Here is a 15,570-nt window from a genome sequence, read left to right as displayed (position 1 = left end):
TTCAGCCCTGTACGCCGGCGCCGGCGCGTGGGGCCGGCACGGTGGCCGCCTCGCCGGCGGTGACCAGGTCGCCGTCGCGGTAGAGCAGTGACCGGCCGGGTCGGGGCACCACCCAACCGGTGTCGCCCGGTTCGGGTTCGCCGCCCTCGGCGACCACCACCTGCACGCTGGTCCGCCCGCCGCCGTCCCCGGCCGTGCCGCCGTCCCCGGCCGTGTCGGCGGCGCCGGTCGCGTCGGCGTCGTCGCTGGGCACGTCCAGCGAGACCAGGGAGACGCTGCCCAGGTTCTCCACCACCACGACCTGCCCGGTCAGCGCGCCGGGGATCGGGCTGGGGGAGTAGTCGAGGTATTCGGGCCGCACCCCGTACACCAGCCGCTCGCCGTCGGTGACCTGGCCGCGGGCGTCGTCGGGCAGCGGCAGCCGGGCCCGGCCCACGGCCAGTTCGTCGCCGTCCACCCGGGCGTCGACGAGGTTCATCGGGGTGGAGCCGATGAAGCCGGCGACGAAGGTGTTGGCGGGGCGGCGGAACACCTCGGTGGGGGTGCCGACCTGGCGGATCCGGCCGCCCTCCATGACCGCTATCCGGTCGGCCAGGGCGAGCGCCTCGGCCTGGTCGTGGGTGACGAAGACGGTGGTGACGCCGAGTTCGCGTTGCAGCCGCTTGAGGAAGGTGCGCGCCTCCAGCCGGAGCCGGGCGTCGAGGTTGGACAGTGGCTCGTCGAGCAGGAACACCTGCGGGTGGCAGGCCATCGCCCGGGCCAGCGCCACCCGCTGCTGCTGGCCGCCGGAGAGTTGCCCCGGACGGCGCGCCAGCAGCCCGGACAGGCCGAGCTCGTCGGCGGTCTCGGCGGCCTTGTCGGCGCGGGCGCGCCGGTCGACTTTCTTGATCCGCAGCGGGTAGGCGATGTTCTCCTGCACCGTCATGTGCGGGAAGAGGGCGTAGTCCTGGAAGACCATGGCCACGTCCCGCTTGCCCGGGGGCAGGTTGGTGACGTTGCGCTCGCCGATGTGCACGCTGCCGCCGGAGGCGACCTCCAACCCGGCGATGGTGCGCAGCAGCGTGGTCTTGCCGCAGCCGGACGGGCCGAGCAGGGCGAAGAACTCGCCGTCGGCGATCTCCAGGTCGAGGGCGTCCAGGGCGCGTACTCCGCCGGGGTAGACCTTGGTCAGTTCGCGCATGGTGATGGCGGACATCAGCGCTTGATCCCTCCGTGGAAGCGGAATCCGTACCGGCTGCTGACGAAGACGAACATGAGCGCCACCGGCAGCGAGTAGAGCAGCGAGAAGGTGGAGAGCAGCCGCAGGTCGGCCTGGCCGCCCTCGGTGTAGAGGGTGTACATGATCACCGCGGCGGGGGCCTTGTCCGGGCCGCGCAGCAGCAGGAACGGCACCAGGAAGTTGCCCCACACGTTGGCCACCGCCCACACCCCGACGGTGGCCAGGCCGGGGCGGACCACCGGCACCACGATGTGCCGCATGATCTGCAACGGGCTGGCGCCGAAGACCCGGGCCGACTCCTCGTAGGACGTCGGGGTGGAGTCCATGAAGTCCTTGAGGATGAAGATGGCCGCGGGCAGCAGCCCGCCGCTGAGGATCAGGATGACGCCGAGCCGGGAGTCGATCAGGTTGAGCCGGAAGGCCAGCTCGAACAGCGGCACCATGGTGGCGGTGCCGGTGACGATCGAGGACAGCAGCAGCAGCCCGTAGAGCAGGGCGTCGCGGCCGGGCACCCGGACCCGGCTCAGCGCGTACGCGGCGAGCGCGGCGAAGACCACCACCAGCGCCGCCGTGCCGCCGGCCAGGTAGACCGAGTTGAGCAGCGAGCTGAGCGCGTACGGGTTGTCCAGCAGGGCGCGGAAGTTGTCCAGGGTGAACTGCGGCAGCGACGCGGTGATCGTCGGGGTGTCGTCGAACGGGGCGGTGGCCAGCCACAGCAGCGGCAGCGCGAAGAACCCGAGCACGACGCAGAGGAACGTGTAGCGGCCGATCCGGGCGAGCACGTGCCGTACGGCGATGGTCGGGCCGTCGCCGGTCGGCTCGGTGGTGGGGGCGGACGGTGCGGTGGTGGTGGTCACGCCGGCTCCTTCCGCCGGCCCAGCATGCGCAGGTAGACCAGCGCGATGACCAGGTTGATCAGCAGCATGAGGAACGAGATGGCGGCGCCGAAGCCGAGTTCGCCGCCGGAGAGCGCCACCTTGTACACGTAGACCGGCAGGATCTCCGAGCGCTGCTCGGGGCCGCCGGCGGTGATCAGGAACGGCGCGAAGTCGTTGAACGTCCAGAGGCTGATCAGCAGCAGGTTGGTCAGCACGTGCCCGCGGATGCGGGGGAAGACCACGTCGCGCAGCTGCTGCCAGGTCGACGCGCCGGCCAGCCGGGCGGTCTCCAGGTGCGAGCGGGGGACGTTCTCCAGCGCGGCGGCGTAGAGCATCATCGAGAACGCGGTGCCGCGCCAGGTGTTGAAGATGATGATCGACAGCATCGGGTAGTCGAGCAGCCAGGCCATCCCGGGGATGCCGAGCAGCGCGTTGAGCGTGCCGGCGTCCCGGTCGAGCAGGGCGATCCACAGGAAGGCGACCACCGAGCTGGGCAGGATCCAGGAGAGCAGGACCAGCCCCTCGACCAGCCGGCGCAGCGGGCCGCGCCGGTCGCGCAGCGCGAACGCGATGGCGAAGCCGAGCCCGGCCTGGCCGATGACCGCCGAGCCGAGGACGAACTGGAGGGTCAGCAGCAGCGAGGTGCGGAACCGCTCGTCGCCCAGCGCCTGGGTGTAGTTGTCCAGGCCGACGATCTCCGGGTTGGCGGCGGCCAGGCCGGTCAGCCGGTAGTTGGTGACGCCCAGGTAGATCGTCCACGCCGCCGGCACCACCAGGAAGACCAGGATCAGCAGCATGGCGGGGACGAGGAACCCGGTGGCCCGGGCCCGGCCGAGCCCGGCGGCGTCGGGGGCCGGGGAGGCGCCCGTCGCCGGGCGCGCTCCCTCGACCACCTCGTCAGGAGGTGACGTTACCTGGACCACCGACGAACCCTTCGACCTTCTTCTGGTACGCGCTGGCCGCCTCGTCCACGCTCTTGCCCGCCGTGACCTCGGCGGTCGCCTCCTGTAGCGCCACCGAGATCTGCGGGTAGACCGCCAGCGGCGGCCGGTACGCGGTGATCGGCAGCACCTTCTCGGCGACGAAGTTGAGCATCGGGTCGGCCGCGAGCACTTCCTTGTTCACGTCGGTGCGGGCGGTGATCCGGGCGGCGCCGGCCAGTTCGGCCTTGACCGCCTCCGCCGAGTGCATGAACGACAGCAGCTCCCACGCCTGGGACGGGAACTTCGAGTTGGGGTTGAGCACCCGCACGCCGCCGCCGGACATGCTGACGAAGTCCTGGCCGCGGATGCCGGCGCCGGGCTGCTTGGCCGGGATCATCGCGTAGCCGACGGTGGTGTCCCGGTCGGCCATCTTGGCGATGCCGTCCTTGGGGTTCACCACGCTGCGCCAGAAGTAGTCGCCCTCGGCCAGGATGCCGATCTTGCCGGCGGCGAACTCCGCGAAGGACTTGTCGCGGCCCTTCGCCTCCTGCTGCAGCTTCGGGTCGCCCAGCCCGCCGCCGTAGACCTTGGCGTAGAAGTCGAGCATGTCCTTGACCGGCTGGCTGGCGCCGGCCCACTTGCTGTCCTTGTAGATCTCGCCGCCGGCGCCGACCAGCAACGGCAGCGCGCCTTGCATCGAGGTGGCCTCGCCCATGGCGGTGCCCGCGTTGATCTGGATCGGGGTCACCCCGGGCAGCGCCTTGAGCTTGGCGCCGGCGTCGAGGATCTCCTGCCAGCTCTTGGGCTGCCAGTCGGCGGGCAGGCCGGCCTGGGCGAAGAGTTTCTTGTTGTAGTAGAGGACCCGGCCGTCGGTGCCGAGCGGGATGCCGTAGCGCTTGTCCTCGAACGAGCCGAGGCCCTGCACGGTGTCCGGGATCTGTGACCAGCCCTCCCAGGAGTCCACCTGGTCACCGGCCACCTCGGACAGTGGCTTGAGGTAGCCGGCCTGGACGAACTCGCCGACCCAGATGCCGTCCACGGCGATCACGTCGGCGCCGCCCTTGGAGCGCAGGTCCAGGGCCAGCTTGGTCTTGTACTGCTCGTCGTCGACGCCGCTGGGCACGAACGTCACCTTGGCGGTGACGCCCTTGGCCTTCTGCGCCTCGACGAACTTGGGGATGACCCAGTTCTGGATCCACTCCGCACCGGCGGCGTTCTTGCCGCCGGCGATCGCGTTGGCGGAGATGGTGAGGGTGATGTTCTTGGCGTCCTTGCCGGCGGGCTCGTCCGAGCCGCCGCAGGCCGTGGCGGTGAGAGCGACGGCGGTGAGCGCGGCGAGCACGCCTGCTGCGTGTCTCGGCTTGGCTGACATGGGCTGCTTCCCTTCGCAAGGAGAGACTTCGAAGAGACTCGCGGGTCGCCCGCCGGGCCGCACGTCCGGCGCCGGCGGTGCTTGCGGCCACAATGTCATGACAGCTTGACGACGTAAATACCTGTCACTGAAATGAGCGCGAAACACTGACCGTCACCGCTCGGCGACCGTCACCTCCAGCGAGTACCGGCTGGCCCGGTAGATGTGCGCGCCGTGCTCGACGTAACGGCCCTGGTCGTCGTACGCGGTGCGGGTCATGGTGAGCAGCGGCGCGCCGCGCCGTTCGCCGAGCATCTGCGCCTCGGCGGCGGTGGCGGCCCGGGCGCCGATCCGCTGGTGGGCGCCGCGGATCCGCCGGCCACCGCTGCGCAGGATCGCGTACAGGCCGTCGGCCTGCAGCGCCTCCATGGTCAGCTTCGGCAGGTCGACCGGGAGCCAGTTCTCCATCACCGCGAGGGGCTCGCCGTCGGAGAACCGCAGCCGGCGCAGGTGCTGCACCTCGCCGCCGGGCGGTAGGCCGAGCGCGGCGGCGACCGCCGGCGGGCAGGGCACGACGGCCAGCTCCAGCACCGAGGTGGACGGGCGCTGGCCGGCCCGGACCAGGTCGTCATGCAGGCTGGTCAGCTCCACCGCCCGGCGTACCTCGCCGCGCACCACCTGGGTGCCCACGCCGCGGCGGCGGACGATCAGTCCCTTGTCGACCAGGTGCTGGATGGCCTGCCGCACGGTGGGCCGGGACAGGCCCAACCGGTCGGCCAGCTGCAACTCGCTGTCCAGGCGGTCACCGGGGGCCAGGTCACCGCGCTGGATCGCCGCGGCGAACTGCTCGGCGACCTGGAAGTAGAGCGGGACCGGGCTGCTGCGGTCGACCGCGATCTCGGGGCCGGTCACGGAAACCTCCTCGCTGCGGCTGCGCGGGATCGGGGCGTGATGATGGGCGCCACTGTACCGAAGCGGTCACCGAGCGCAGAGCGCGGATGTCATGACAACACATTGACACAACTCGCACGGCACTGTTACCAATCAGGGACGGCAACGAGCCGGCGGGTACGCCGACGCCGGCCGGGACGGAGGGCGCCGCATGCTCGATGTGCTCACCATCGGCCGGGTCGGGGTGGACATCTACCCGCTGCAGGTCGGCACCCCGCTGGCCGAGGTCGAGAGGTTCGGCCGGTTCCTCGGCGGCAGCCCCACCAACGTGGCCGTCGCGGCCAGCCGGCAGGGGCTGCGCGCGGGGGTGATCACCCGCACCGGCGCCGACGCCTTCGCCGACTACGTGCACCGGGCGCTGCGCGAGTACGGGGTGGACGACAGCCAGGTCCACCCGGTCGACGGGCTGCCCACCCCGATCACCTTCTGCGAGATCTTCCCGCCGGACCACTTCCCGCTCTGGTTCTACCGCACCCCCACCGCGCCGGACCTGCAGATCCACCCCGACGAGCTGGACCTCGACGCGATCGTGGCCGCCCGCGTCTTCTGGCTCACCGGCACCGGCCTGTGCCAGCAACCCAGCCGCGTCGCGCACGCCGCCGCGCTGACCGCCCGGGATGGCCGCCCGCACACCGTGCTGGACCTCGACTACCGGCCGATGTTCTGGCCTGACCCGGCCACCGCCACCGCTGCCGTCGCCGAGGTGCTGCCCCGGGTCACCGTCGCCGTCGGCAACCTCGACGAGGTGGAGGTCGCGGTCGGCACCCGCGACCCGGACCGGGCCGCGGACCTGCTGCTGGCCCGGGGGCCCCGGCTCGCCGTGGTCAAGCTCGGGCCCGCCGGCGTGCTCGCCCGCACCGGGCAGCAGAGCGTACGGGTGCCGCCGGTGCCGGTGGACGTGGTCAACGGGCTCGGCGCCGGCGACGCGTTCGGTGGCGCGCTCTGCCTCGGGTTGCTGCGCGGCTGGCCACTGGAGCGGACGCTGCGCTTCGCCAACGCCGCCGGCGCCATCGTCGCCTCCCGCCTGGCCTGCTCCGCCGCCATGCCCGACTACGCCGAGACCGCGGCGCTGGCCGGGGACGCCACGCCGCCGCCCGCGCCGTCGACCGCCGTCCTGACAGGAGAAGACCGGTGAGCACCGAGTACGCCGCGCTGACCCGCACCCGCGCGCACCGGCCACAGGCGATCGCCGAAGCCGCCGCCCGCCGTACCCGCCGGCCCTGGCCCGAGCCCGGCCGCCCGCTGTTCGTCATCGCGGCCGACCATCCGGCCCGGGGCGCGCTCGGGGTACGGGACCGGCCGATGGCCATGGCCGGCCGCGCCGACCTGCTCGACCGGCTGCGCCTGGCGCTGTCCCGGCCCGGCGTCGACGGGGTGCTCGGCACCCCGGACATCCTGGAGGACCTGCTGCTGCTCGGGGCGCTGGAGAACCGGTTGGCCATCGGTTCGATGAACCGCGGCGGCCTCTCCGGCGCCAGCTTCGAACTCGACGACCGGTTCACCGCGTACGACGCCGACAGTATCGCCGCGATGCGCTACGACGGCGGCAAGATGCTCTGCCGGATCGACCCGGACGACCCGGGGACCGCCTCCACCCTGCAGTCCTGCGCCCAGGCGGTGACCGCGTTGGCGGCTCACCGCACCGTCGCCCTGGTCGAGCCGCTCTGGGTGGCCCGCACCAACGGCCGGGTCAGCGCCGACCTGCGTCCGGAGGCGGTCATCAAGGGCGTCAGCGTGGGGCAGGCGCTCGGCGCGACCAGCGCGTACACCTGGTTGAAGCTGCCGGCGATCGACGAGATGGAGGCGGTGATGGCAGCGACCACGCTGCCGGTCCTGCTGCTCGGCGGCGACCCGGTGGAGGCGCCGGACGTGGTGTACGCGCGCTGGCAGCGGGCGCTGCGGCTGCCCGGCGTGCGCGGCCTGGTGGTCGGCCGGGCGCTGCTCTACCCGCCGGACGACGACGTGGCCGCCGCGGTGGACCTGGCCGGCTCGCTGCTACCCACCGGGCAGGACGCGTGAGGACCGCGGACGCCCACCTGCCGTGGGGCGGCACCGCCCGCCCGCCCTGGGCGCTGGAGGTCACCCCCGAGTGGGCCGGCTGGCGGTACGCGGGCCTGCGGGTGCTCACCCTGCCCACCGACGGCGAGCTGACCTTCGCCACCGGCGAGGAGGAGATGCTGGTCGTGCCGCTGGCCGGCGCGGCCACCGTGCACTGCGACGGGCTGCGGCTCAACCTGACCGGCCGCGAGTCGGTGTTCGCCGCGGTCACCGACTTCGCCTACCTGCCCCGCGACGCCACCGCGACGATCCGCGGCGCCGGCCGCTTCGCCCTGCCCTCGGCGCGGGCCACCCGCCGGTTGTCGCCCCGCTACGGCGCGGCCCGGGACGTGCCGGTGGAGTTGCGCGGCGCCGGGTCGGCCAGCCGGCAGGTCAACAACTTCTGCGCCCCGGACGCCTTCGACTGCGACCGGCTGGTCGCCGTCGAGGTGCTCACCCCCGGCGGCAACTGGTCGTCGTACCCGCCGCACAAGCACGAGGAGGACCGCACCCACGCCGACGGGCGGGTGGAGGCGGCGCTGGAGGAGATCTACTACTTCGAGGTGGCCGGCGGCGCGCCCGGTGACGGGCCGGTCGGCTACCAGCGGGTCTACGGCACCGCGGAGCGGCCGATCGACGTGCTGGCCGAGGTGCGCACCGGCGACGTGGTGCTCGTCCCGTACGGCTACCACGGGCCGTCGATGGCCGCGCCCGGCTACGACCTGTACTACCTCAACGTGCTGGCCGGGCCGGGCGCGGCGCGGACGATGGCCTGTGTGGACGACCCCCGGCACGGCTGGATCCGGGGCAGCTGGGCCGACCAGCAGGTCGACGAGCGGCTGCCGCTGACCCGGCCCGAAACGAAAGAGGTGTGATGCCCAGGTTGACGGTGGCGCAGGCGGTCGTGACGTTCCTCGCCCGGCAGTGGTCCGAACGCGACGGGCGGCGGCAACGGCTGATCCCGGCCTGCTTCGGCATCTTCGGCCACGGCAACGTCGCCGGGATCGGCGAGGCGCTGGCCGCCGCCGGGGCCGACCTGCCGTACCACCTGTGCCGCACCGAGCAGGGCATGGTGCACACCGCCGCGGCGTACGCCCGGATGACCGACCGGCTGAGCACGCTGGCCTGCACCACGTCGATCGGGCCGGGCGCGACGAACCTGGTCACCGGCGCGGCGGGGGCCACCATCAACCGGCTGCCGGTGCTGCTGCTGCCCGGCGACATCTTCGCCACCCGGGTGGCCAACCCGGTGCTGCAGGAACTGGAGGATCCGCGCTCCTACGACGTCAGCGTCACCGACGCGCTGCGGCCGGTCTCCCGCTACTGGGACCGGATCAACCGGCCGGAGCAGTTGCCGGCGGCGCTGCTGGCCGCGATGCGGGTGCTGACCGACCCGGCGGAGACCGGTGCGGTCACCCTCGCCCTGCCGCAGGACGTGCAGGCCGAGGCGTACGACTGGCCCGACGAGCTGTTCGCCGAGCGGGTCTGGCACGTGCCCCGGCCGCTGCCGGACATCGCGGCGCTGGCCCGGGCGGCCGGGATCGTCCGGTCCGCGCGCCGGCCGCTGGTGGTGGCCGGCGGCGGGGTGATCTACAGCGGGGCGACCGAGGCGCTGCGCTGGTTCGCCGAGGAGCACGGGGTGCCGGTGGCCGAGACCCAGGCCGGCACCGGCGCGATGCCGTACGACCACCCGCTCGCCCTCGGCGCGGTCGGCGTCACCGGGACCACCGCGGCCAACGAGATCGCCGCCGACGCGGACGTGGTGCTCGGGGTGGGCACCCGCTACAGCGACTTCACCACCGCCTCCGGCACCCTGTTCGGCGCCGACGTGCGTTTCGTCAACCTGAACGTCACCGGCTTCGACGCGGCGAAGCTCTCCGGCACGCAGGTGGTCGGCGACGCCCGGGAGAGCCTCGCCGCGCTGGACGCTGCCTGCGCCGGCTGGGAGACCCCGCCGGAGTACCGGGAGTCGGTGACCCGGCTGCGCGAGCGGTGGGCGGCGGTGGCGGACACCGCCCGGCACGCCGCGCCGGACGCGGCGCCGACCCAGACCGCGGTGATCGGCGCGGTCAACGACGCCGCCGGCGACCGGGGCGTGGTGGTCTGCGCGGCCGGGTCGATGCCCGGCGACCTGCACCGGCTGTGGCGCAGCGCCGACCCGAAGAGCTACCACGTCGAGTACGGCTACTCGTGCATGGGCTACGAGATTCCCGGCGGCATCGGGGTGAAGCTCGCGGCGCCGGAGCGCGAGGTGTTCGTGCTCGTCGGCGACGGGTCCTACCTGATGCTGCCGAGCGAGCTGGCCACCGCGGTCGCCGAAGGCGTCAAGCTGGTCGTGGTGCTGGTCGACAACTCCGGCTTCGCCTCCATCGGTCGGCTGTCCGAGAGCGTCGGCGCGCACCGGCTCGGCACCGCCTACCTCGACCGGGCCGGAGCGCCGCTGCCGGTCGACCTCGGCGCCAACGCGGCCAGCCTCGGCGCGGAGCTGATCCGGGTGTCGACAATGGCGGAGCTGCGCGCCGCCCTGGCCGCGGCGACGGCGGCGACGCGTACCACCGTGGTGCACGTGACCACCGACCGGTTCGAGGCCGGTCCGGACGCCGGCGCCTGGTGGGACGTCCCGGTCGCCGAGGTGTCGACGACGGAGCAGGGGCGGGCCGCCCGGACGGCGTACGAGACGGGGCGTAAGGGCCGGCACACCCACCTGCGGCCCGCCTGACTCCGGCCGCCGCGGCGTCGGACGTACGCGCCGGGATCGCCCGGCAGCCCGTTGCTCAGCCGTCCAGCCGCACGGCTGGGTAGCGATGGCGATGCTGCGCGAAGAACCGGTCGAACTGGCTCAGCGAGAGCGGCTCGGGGATCGGGTACCGGGCGGGTATGGCCCGCAGGGCCGACTGGAAGCGGAAGAAGGTCGACAGGTCACTCGGGTAGCGCCGAGGATCCACTCCGGCGAACGAACCCGCCACTGCCGCGCGTCGCAGCAGTGCGTGCCACCGGTCGACGGGTGCCAGTCCCACGGATTCCACTCCGTGACAGAACAGCGCGAGGTGGAGGTGGTCGTAGGCGTCCGACTGATCGAGATGGCGGGCGAGGGCGTCGGCGGAGGACTGGACGGGGAAGGTGCACCAGTAGGGCACGCAACCGGTCCGCAGCGCCCACCAGGGGTCGATCAGGATGAACGACTCCACCAGCAGTCGATCGGCCGGCAGGCCGCGTTGGCGGTACCACCAGCGGTACAGGTCGGCGACGAGTGGGCTGAGGTCCTCGGGATCGTCGAAGACGAGCCGCCGCACCTGGTAGCCGTGCCGGCGCGCGAACGCGATCGCGTCGTCCCGGAGCGCCGGTTCGAACCCCCACTCCGCCTCCGGGCTCTCGCCGTCGGGCGTCGGCGCCTCCCACCGGGTCCGCCCGACTCCGTAGCGGCGCAGGTACGCGGCCGTTCGGGGGTCGCCGTCGTGGTACTGCGCGGGCTCCAGCCCGCCGAGGGCACCGAACTGGAAGACGTGCCGCTCGCCGACGCGGGTCGTCGGCCATCGCCGGGCGCACTCGGCGAGCAGCAGCACACCGCCGGCATCGAGCGTCCGGTTCAGGAATCGCTCGTACGCCGGGCCGAGCCGGGTGCGTTTGACCCGGAAGTAGGCCATCCGCCGTGACGTCAACCGGTCCTGGTTCGGATCATGCAAGTGGTGCAGGACGAAGTCGGGGTTGCGGGCCAACAGCGCCTGGGCGGTGGTGTCGAAGGCGTGCACGGCGCGCATCGGATCATCCGGGGGCACCTGCCGTTGTCGGAGCGGCAGCAGCAGCGTCTGGGGCAACCACGCGATACCGAGGGCCGCGCAGAGATGGACGAGCGCGCCGTTGGACGAGCCGACCACGACCGCCGGATATCGGCGCGGCGGGTAGAGATCCACGATCCGGGCGGCGACGTCCTCGATGTCGAGGGTGGCCATCCGCGCCGCCGGCCGCCCCTCGGCACCGCTGGCGAGGCTGTAGATCGTCTCCCGCAGCCGGACCGGAAGCCGGGTCGCCGTGGCGGCTACCGGGCGCAGCAAACGGCCGGTCGGCCGGCCCATCGGTGGCGTGTCGCGATCGCGCAGGAAGCGGGCAGTCGACATGACCATTGCGGAAGCGGAGTCGAAGGTGGCCACCGCACGGGGTAGTTTCATCTCACCTCCCGCGGGCGGGTACCCCGAAAGTCGCCCGGTACGCCCGATTCCGTCCGCAGCTGTCGGGTAACCCCGGGTATGCGGAGCAAGCCTCAGCCGTACGCGCCACCGTTCCCGACAAACGTCGCGACGTCGTACCACGACGGTCCGCTGGGTCGGATGCGCAGCCGGGCGGTCGGCGAGCCGCGATCCGACCTGCCCGAGCTGGTGCTCGTCCAGGGCATGGGAGTGGCCGACTACCTGATGCCGGGCCTTGGCGCCCTCGGCGAGTGGACCCGGGCACACCTCGTCGAGTTGCCCGGCTTTCCCGGCAGCGGCGACCCGCCGCACGAGCTCACCGTGCCGGAGTTCGGTCGTGCCGTCGGCGAGTGGCTCACCGCCCGACGACTCGGCCCGGTGGTGCTCGCCGGCCATTCCAGCGGCACCCAGGTCGCCGCGCAGGCCGCGGTGGGCCGGCCCGACGTGCACGGCGTCGTCCTTGCCAGCCCGACGGTGGACCCTGCCGCTCGCAGCCCACTGCGGCTGTTCGTCCGCTGGCGGCTGGACGGACGCCGCGAGCCACCGGGGCTGACCGAGTCGCACCGCCCCGAATGGAAGCGGGCCGGGCTGGGCCGCATGCTGCACCTGGCACGCGCGCACCTCGACCACCCGATCGAGGAACCGGTGGCCCGTCTCGAGGTTCCGCTGCTGGTCATCCGGGGTCGCGACGACGTGATCGGCACGTCCCGGTGGGGTCGCCGGCTGGCTGCTCTACCGCCTGCGGGCGAGTACGTCGAAGTCGCCGGCGCCCACACCTTCCCCTGGCGGGATCCGAAAGCGTGGTCGGAGCCGATCCGCCGCTTCGCGACCAGCGTCGGCTGATCCTCATCTGACGGGGCCCGCCGACCGGTTGGCGCCTGCGGCTACCCGGGCGGTGCCGGCAGCGCGGGCGGATGCCGACGGGCGCGGGCCGCGTCGGCGGCGGCGGCCCCGACGAGGACCGCGAGGGCCGCCGCGGCGACCAGCAGCGGCGGTGCGTGCAGCAGCGGCGGCGCCAGGGCGGCCAGCACGAGGATGCCGATCAGCCAGGCGCGGGGCGTCCGGGCGAAGACGGCGTACTCGAAGCCGGCCCGGCCGGCCAGGAACAGCGCGGGTCCGCCGAGGAGGGCGGCGACCCAGGCCGGCTGCGAGAGCCCGAGCGGATGCTTGATGACGATTTCGTCGCCGACCGCGGTGGCCACGATGCCGGCCAGCATGACCAGGTGAGCGAGCGCGGCCCACCGGGCCAGGCTGTCCGGCTTGCGGGCCGCGGCGATGGCGGCGGGCAGCAGGTCACCGGCCCGGTAGACGTAGATCCGCCAGAACAGCACGGTGCCGGCGAACGCCACCACGAACGCCACGATCCGGTCGGCCGCGAAGCCGGTACCGCCCAGGGTCAACGAGGTGACCAGGATCAACTCGCCGAGCGCGATGATGAAGAGCTGCCGGTACCGCTCGGCCAGATGCTCGGCCAGGACCGGGAAGTCCGATTCGGGCGAGCGGCCCAGCCCCGGCGTGGGGAAGCGGAGGATCCCGCCGGTGTAGTCGACCGCGACCGCCAGCGTCCAGAGGACCGGCCGCGCGGGACCCGCCATGAGCGCGCCGGCGAACCACGGCACCGCCGACACGCCGAACCAGAACAGCAGTCGCAGGCTTCTGCGCTGCAACTGGTGACCGCGCAGGGCGAGGACGAAGTAGACCTGGCGGCCGACGTGGATGGCCACGTACGCCCCGGCGAAGACCAGCCCGCGGGCCCCGAACGCGTCGGGCAGCGCGGCCACCATCAGCAGGCTGCCCAGCATGGTCGCGGTGACCAGGAACTGGATCTCCATGCGTTGCGGGTCGTACAGGTTGGTCGTCCAGGTGGTGATGCTCCAGGTCCACCACATGGCCAGCAGCAGTACCAGGGTCTGGAAGGCCCCGCCCCAGCTGAGGTCCCCCATCAGGCCCCGCGAGAGCTGCACGAGCGTGGCGACGAACACCAGATCGAAGAAGAGTTCAAGGAAGATCGCTCGCCGCGGCCCCCCGGGGCGTCCGCAGCAGCCTGGCCCCGCCCGTCGTCATCGGCCCGCCCGTCCTGCCGGCATCGTCGCACCTGCAGCATCCGTACGCGGTCCCGGCGGACGCGGAACTGCTAGGCGGGGGGAGAGCGACCGGCGCGGTGCAGCGTACGGCGGGCAGGCCGGCGAGCCGGAGCGCCGGCCGGGGGCGCGGTGACCGCGCCCACGCCGGGTGCTCCGACGCGCCGACGGACGGTTCATCGGTACGAGGACCGGTGCGACTGGTCGGGCGCGCTCAGCGCACCGATGGGAAGGCGGTGCGCAGCCCCGCGGTGCGGGTCCGCAGCGCCTGCAGGTCCACCTCGGGGATCTCCACCGTAAACCGCCGTATTCCGGCTGCGTCCACCCGCGCTTCGGTCTTGACCGCCATGGGGCCACCCTTCCAGTGCCGCGATGTTGGTCTCGCGCCCCCGGATACCACCTGACGTGCCCGCTACACCTGGGCTGACCTGGGGGTGGCGGTGACCGGCCGCGGCCGGCTGCGTCAGCCGGCTCTTTCCCCGCGCCGGGGCAACTTCCACTCCGGCCGGACGAAGTGACAGGTGTATCCGCCGGGATTGCGCTCCAGGTAGTCCTGATGCTCCGGCTCGGCCTCCCAGAAGGGCCCGGCGGGGCTGACCTCGGTGACCACCTTTCCCGGCCACAGGCCGGAGGCGTCAACGTCGGCGATGGTGTCCTCCGCGACCCGCCGCTGCTGCTCGTCGTGTAGAAGATGGCGGACCGTTGACGTTCTCCCTGCCCTGAAGGGCGGGGATTCCCTCCGCGTTGCGCGCGGAACAGCGCGTGGCGCTCGGGCGGATTCCTGTTTCACGGCGCGGCGCCGGCACGGATGCCGGTCTTACCTGCGCTCCACAGGCGTTTGAGTTGTCCCAGCGTCCCTGGGCCAACACATTGATCGCCGCGTTCACGTCCCGGTCATGGGTCGCCCCGCATGGGCAGGTCCATGACCGGACGTTGAGCGGCTTGGGTCCGTCGATCCGGCCGCACGCTGAGCAGGTCTGCGACGTGGGCGCGAAACGGTTGACCTTTGCGAACCTCCGCCCGGCGCGGGCGGCCTTGTACTCCAGCATTGCGGTGAAGCTGGCCCACCCGGCGTCGTACACGGACTTCGCCAGCCAGGTACGGCCGAGACCAGCCACGCACAGGTCCTCGACGTACACCGCTTGGTTGTCGCGGATGATCGCCGTGGACAGCTTGTGCTGCCAGTCCCGCCGGGTGTCGGCCACCCGGGCGTGCGCCCGAGCCACCTTCTTGACGGCCTTCTTGCGGTTGCTGCTGCCCCGCTGCTTGCGGGACAGATCCTGCTGCAACCGCTTGAGCTTGCGGGCCGCACGGCGCAGAAACGTCGGTGCCGTGACCTTCGTGCCGTCCGAGAGGACCGCGAAGTGCGTCAGCCCCAGGTCGATACCCACCTCGGAGTCGGCCGGCGGCAGCGCTTCGTCGGTGGCCTGCACGACGAACGACGCGAAGTACCGCCCAGATGCGTCCCGGATAATTGCCGCGGACGACGGGTCCGCCGGGAGGTTGCGTGACCAGCGCACGGGCAGGTCGCCGACCTTCGGTAGGCGCAGGCGGCCATTGTCGAGGACCGTGAACCGGGAGTTCTTGGTGAACCGGATGGCCTGCCGGTTGTCCTTGCGCGACCGGAACCGCGGCGGCGCGACCGTGCGGCCCCTGCGTTTGCCAGACAGGGAGTTGAAGAAGTTCCGGTACGCGGTGTTCAAGTCCGCGAGTGCCTGCTGCAACACCACGGCCGAGACCTCGCCCAGCCATGCCCGCTGCGGGGTCAGCTTGGCCTCGGTGGTCAGCGGTCGGGACAGCTCGGCGTCGCAGATGTACCTCTCGCCCTGCGGGCGGGCGTGCTGGCGCAGACGCAGCCCGTCGTTGAACACCACCCGCGCGCACCCGAACGCCCGAGCCAGCTCGATCTGCTGGCCGGGCGTCGGGTAGACGCGGAAGTTGTAACG

General features: G+C 72.7%; 15 protein-coding genes. 5 read left to right on the top strand and 10 right to left on the bottom strand.

Going from position 1 to position 15,570, the window contains the following annotated elements; translation table 11 throughout:
- Position 1: 1 nt before the first annotated feature.
- The 5 genes from DLJ47_RS11505 to DLJ47_RS11485 form a co-directional block, all read right to left on the bottom strand.
- Positions 2-1,195, bottom strand: coding sequence for an ABC transporter ATP-binding protein (locus DLJ47_RS11505; RefSeq protein ID WP_109900029.1), 1,194 nt, complete (start codon positions 1,193-1,195; stop codon positions 2-4).
- Positions 1,195-2,076, bottom strand: a complete 882-nt coding sequence (locus DLJ47_RS11500; protein ID WP_197700294.1) for a carbohydrate ABC transporter permease — start codon at positions 2,074-2,076, stop codon at positions 1,195-1,197. The genes DLJ47_RS11505 and DLJ47_RS11500 overlap by 1 nt, the downstream gene beginning before the upstream one ends.
- Complete coding sequence (locus DLJ47_RS11495) at positions 2,073-3,020, bottom strand: carbohydrate ABC transporter permease (RefSeq protein WP_199235793.1); 948 nt, start codon at positions 3,018-3,020, stop codon at positions 2,073-2,075. The genes DLJ47_RS11500 and DLJ47_RS11495 overlap by 4 nt, the downstream gene beginning before the upstream one ends.
- Complete coding sequence (locus DLJ47_RS11490; protein WP_109900028.1) at positions 2,995-4,392, bottom strand: extracellular solute-binding protein; 1,398 nt, start codon at positions 4,390-4,392, stop codon at positions 2,995-2,997. Before DLJ47_RS11490 ends, DLJ47_RS11495 begins: the two co-directional genes overlap by 26 nt.
- A gap of 153 nt (positions 4,393-4,545) precedes the next feature.
- Positions 4,546-5,283 carry a GntR family transcriptional regulator gene (locus DLJ47_RS11485; protein WP_109900027.1) on the bottom strand — a complete coding sequence of 246 codons (738 nt, stop codon included), beginning with the start codon at positions 5,281-5,283 and terminating at the stop codon, positions 4,546-4,548.
- 190 nt (positions 5,284-5,473) lie between these two features.
- Here DLJ47_RS11485 and iolC point away from each other — a divergent pair, with 190 nt between their 5' ends.
- The 4 genes from iolC to iolD are packed head-to-tail and all read left to right on the top strand — an operon-like array spanning position 5,474 to position 10,078.
- Positions 5,474-6,457 (top strand): 5-dehydro-2-deoxygluconokinase, encoded by a 984-nt coding sequence (gene iolC / locus DLJ47_RS11480; protein WP_109900026.1) that lies wholly within the window; start codon positions 5,474-5,476, stop codon positions 6,455-6,457.
- Positions 6,454-7,341, top strand: coding sequence for a Cgl0159 family (beta/alpha)8-fold protein (locus DLJ47_RS11475; RefSeq protein WP_088994351.1), 888 nt, complete (start codon positions 6,454-6,456; stop codon positions 7,339-7,341). The genes iolC and DLJ47_RS11475 overlap by 4 nt, the downstream gene beginning before the upstream one ends.
- Complete coding sequence (gene iolB, locus DLJ47_RS11470) at positions 7,338-8,234, top strand: 5-deoxy-glucuronate isomerase (RefSeq protein ID WP_109900025.1); 897 nt, start codon at positions 7,338-7,340, stop codon at positions 8,232-8,234. The genes DLJ47_RS11475 and iolB overlap by 4 nt, the downstream gene beginning before the upstream one ends.
- The gene (gene iolD, locus DLJ47_RS11465; protein ID WP_109900024.1) at positions 8,234-10,078 is read left to right on the top strand and encodes a 3D-(3,5/4)-trihydroxycyclohexane-1,2-dione acylhydrolase (decyclizing); all 1,845 of its coding nucleotides are present in this window, start codon (positions 8,234-8,236) and stop codon (positions 10,076-10,078) included. Before iolB ends, iolD begins: the two co-directional genes overlap by 1 nt.
- A gap of 55 nt (positions 10,079-10,133) precedes the next feature.
- Here iolD and DLJ47_RS11460 read toward each other — a convergent pair whose 3' ends face one another.
- Positions 10,134-11,525, bottom strand: coding sequence for a hypothetical protein (locus tag DLJ47_RS11460; protein WP_109900023.1), 1,392 nt, complete (start codon positions 11,523-11,525; stop codon positions 10,134-10,136).
- A 159-nt stretch (positions 11,526-11,684) separates the two neighbouring features.
- Between DLJ47_RS11460 and DLJ47_RS11455 the strand changes: the two genes are divergently transcribed.
- A complete protein-coding gene (locus tag DLJ47_RS11455) occupies positions 11,685-12,386 on the top strand; it encodes an alpha/beta fold hydrolase (protein ID WP_199235792.1) in 702 nt (233 codons plus the stop codon).
- A 41-nt stretch (positions 12,387-12,427) separates the two neighbouring features.
- On the opposite strand, the gene DLJ47_RS11450 is transcribed toward DLJ47_RS11455, so the two are convergent.
- From DLJ47_RS11450 to DLJ47_RS36785, 4 genes are all read right to left on the bottom strand, one after another.
- A complete protein-coding gene (locus tag DLJ47_RS11450) occupies positions 12,428-13,552 on the bottom strand; it encodes a low temperature requirement protein A (RefSeq protein ID WP_109900021.1) in 1,125 nt (374 codons plus the stop codon).
- 286 nt (positions 13,553-13,838) lie between these two features.
- A complete protein-coding gene (locus tag DLJ47_RS37475) occupies positions 13,839-13,973 on the bottom strand; it encodes a hypothetical protein (protein WP_255562308.1) in 135 nt (44 codons plus the stop codon).
- 114 nt (positions 13,974-14,087) lie between these two features.
- Positions 14,088-14,273, bottom strand: coding sequence for a peptide-methionine (S)-S-oxide reductase (locus tag DLJ47_RS37740; protein WP_342447633.1), 186 nt, complete (start codon positions 14,271-14,273; stop codon positions 14,088-14,090).
- A partial coding sequence (locus DLJ47_RS36785) for an RNA-guided endonuclease InsQ/TnpB family protein (RefSeq protein WP_109900020.1) occupies positions 14,260-15,570 on the bottom strand: 1,311 nt, incomplete at its 5' end. The genes DLJ47_RS37740 and DLJ47_RS36785, both read right to left, overlap by 14 nt.

Origin of the sequence: Micromonospora sp. S4605 (assembly GCF_003176715.1) — a bacterium.
Classification (GTDB): domain Bacteria; phylum Actinomycetota; class Actinomycetes; order Mycobacteriales; family Micromonosporaceae; genus Micromonospora; species Micromonospora echinaurantiaca.
The sequence above is the reverse complement of the archived record's forward strand: the minus strand, read 5'-3'. Positions and strand labels throughout refer to the sequence as shown.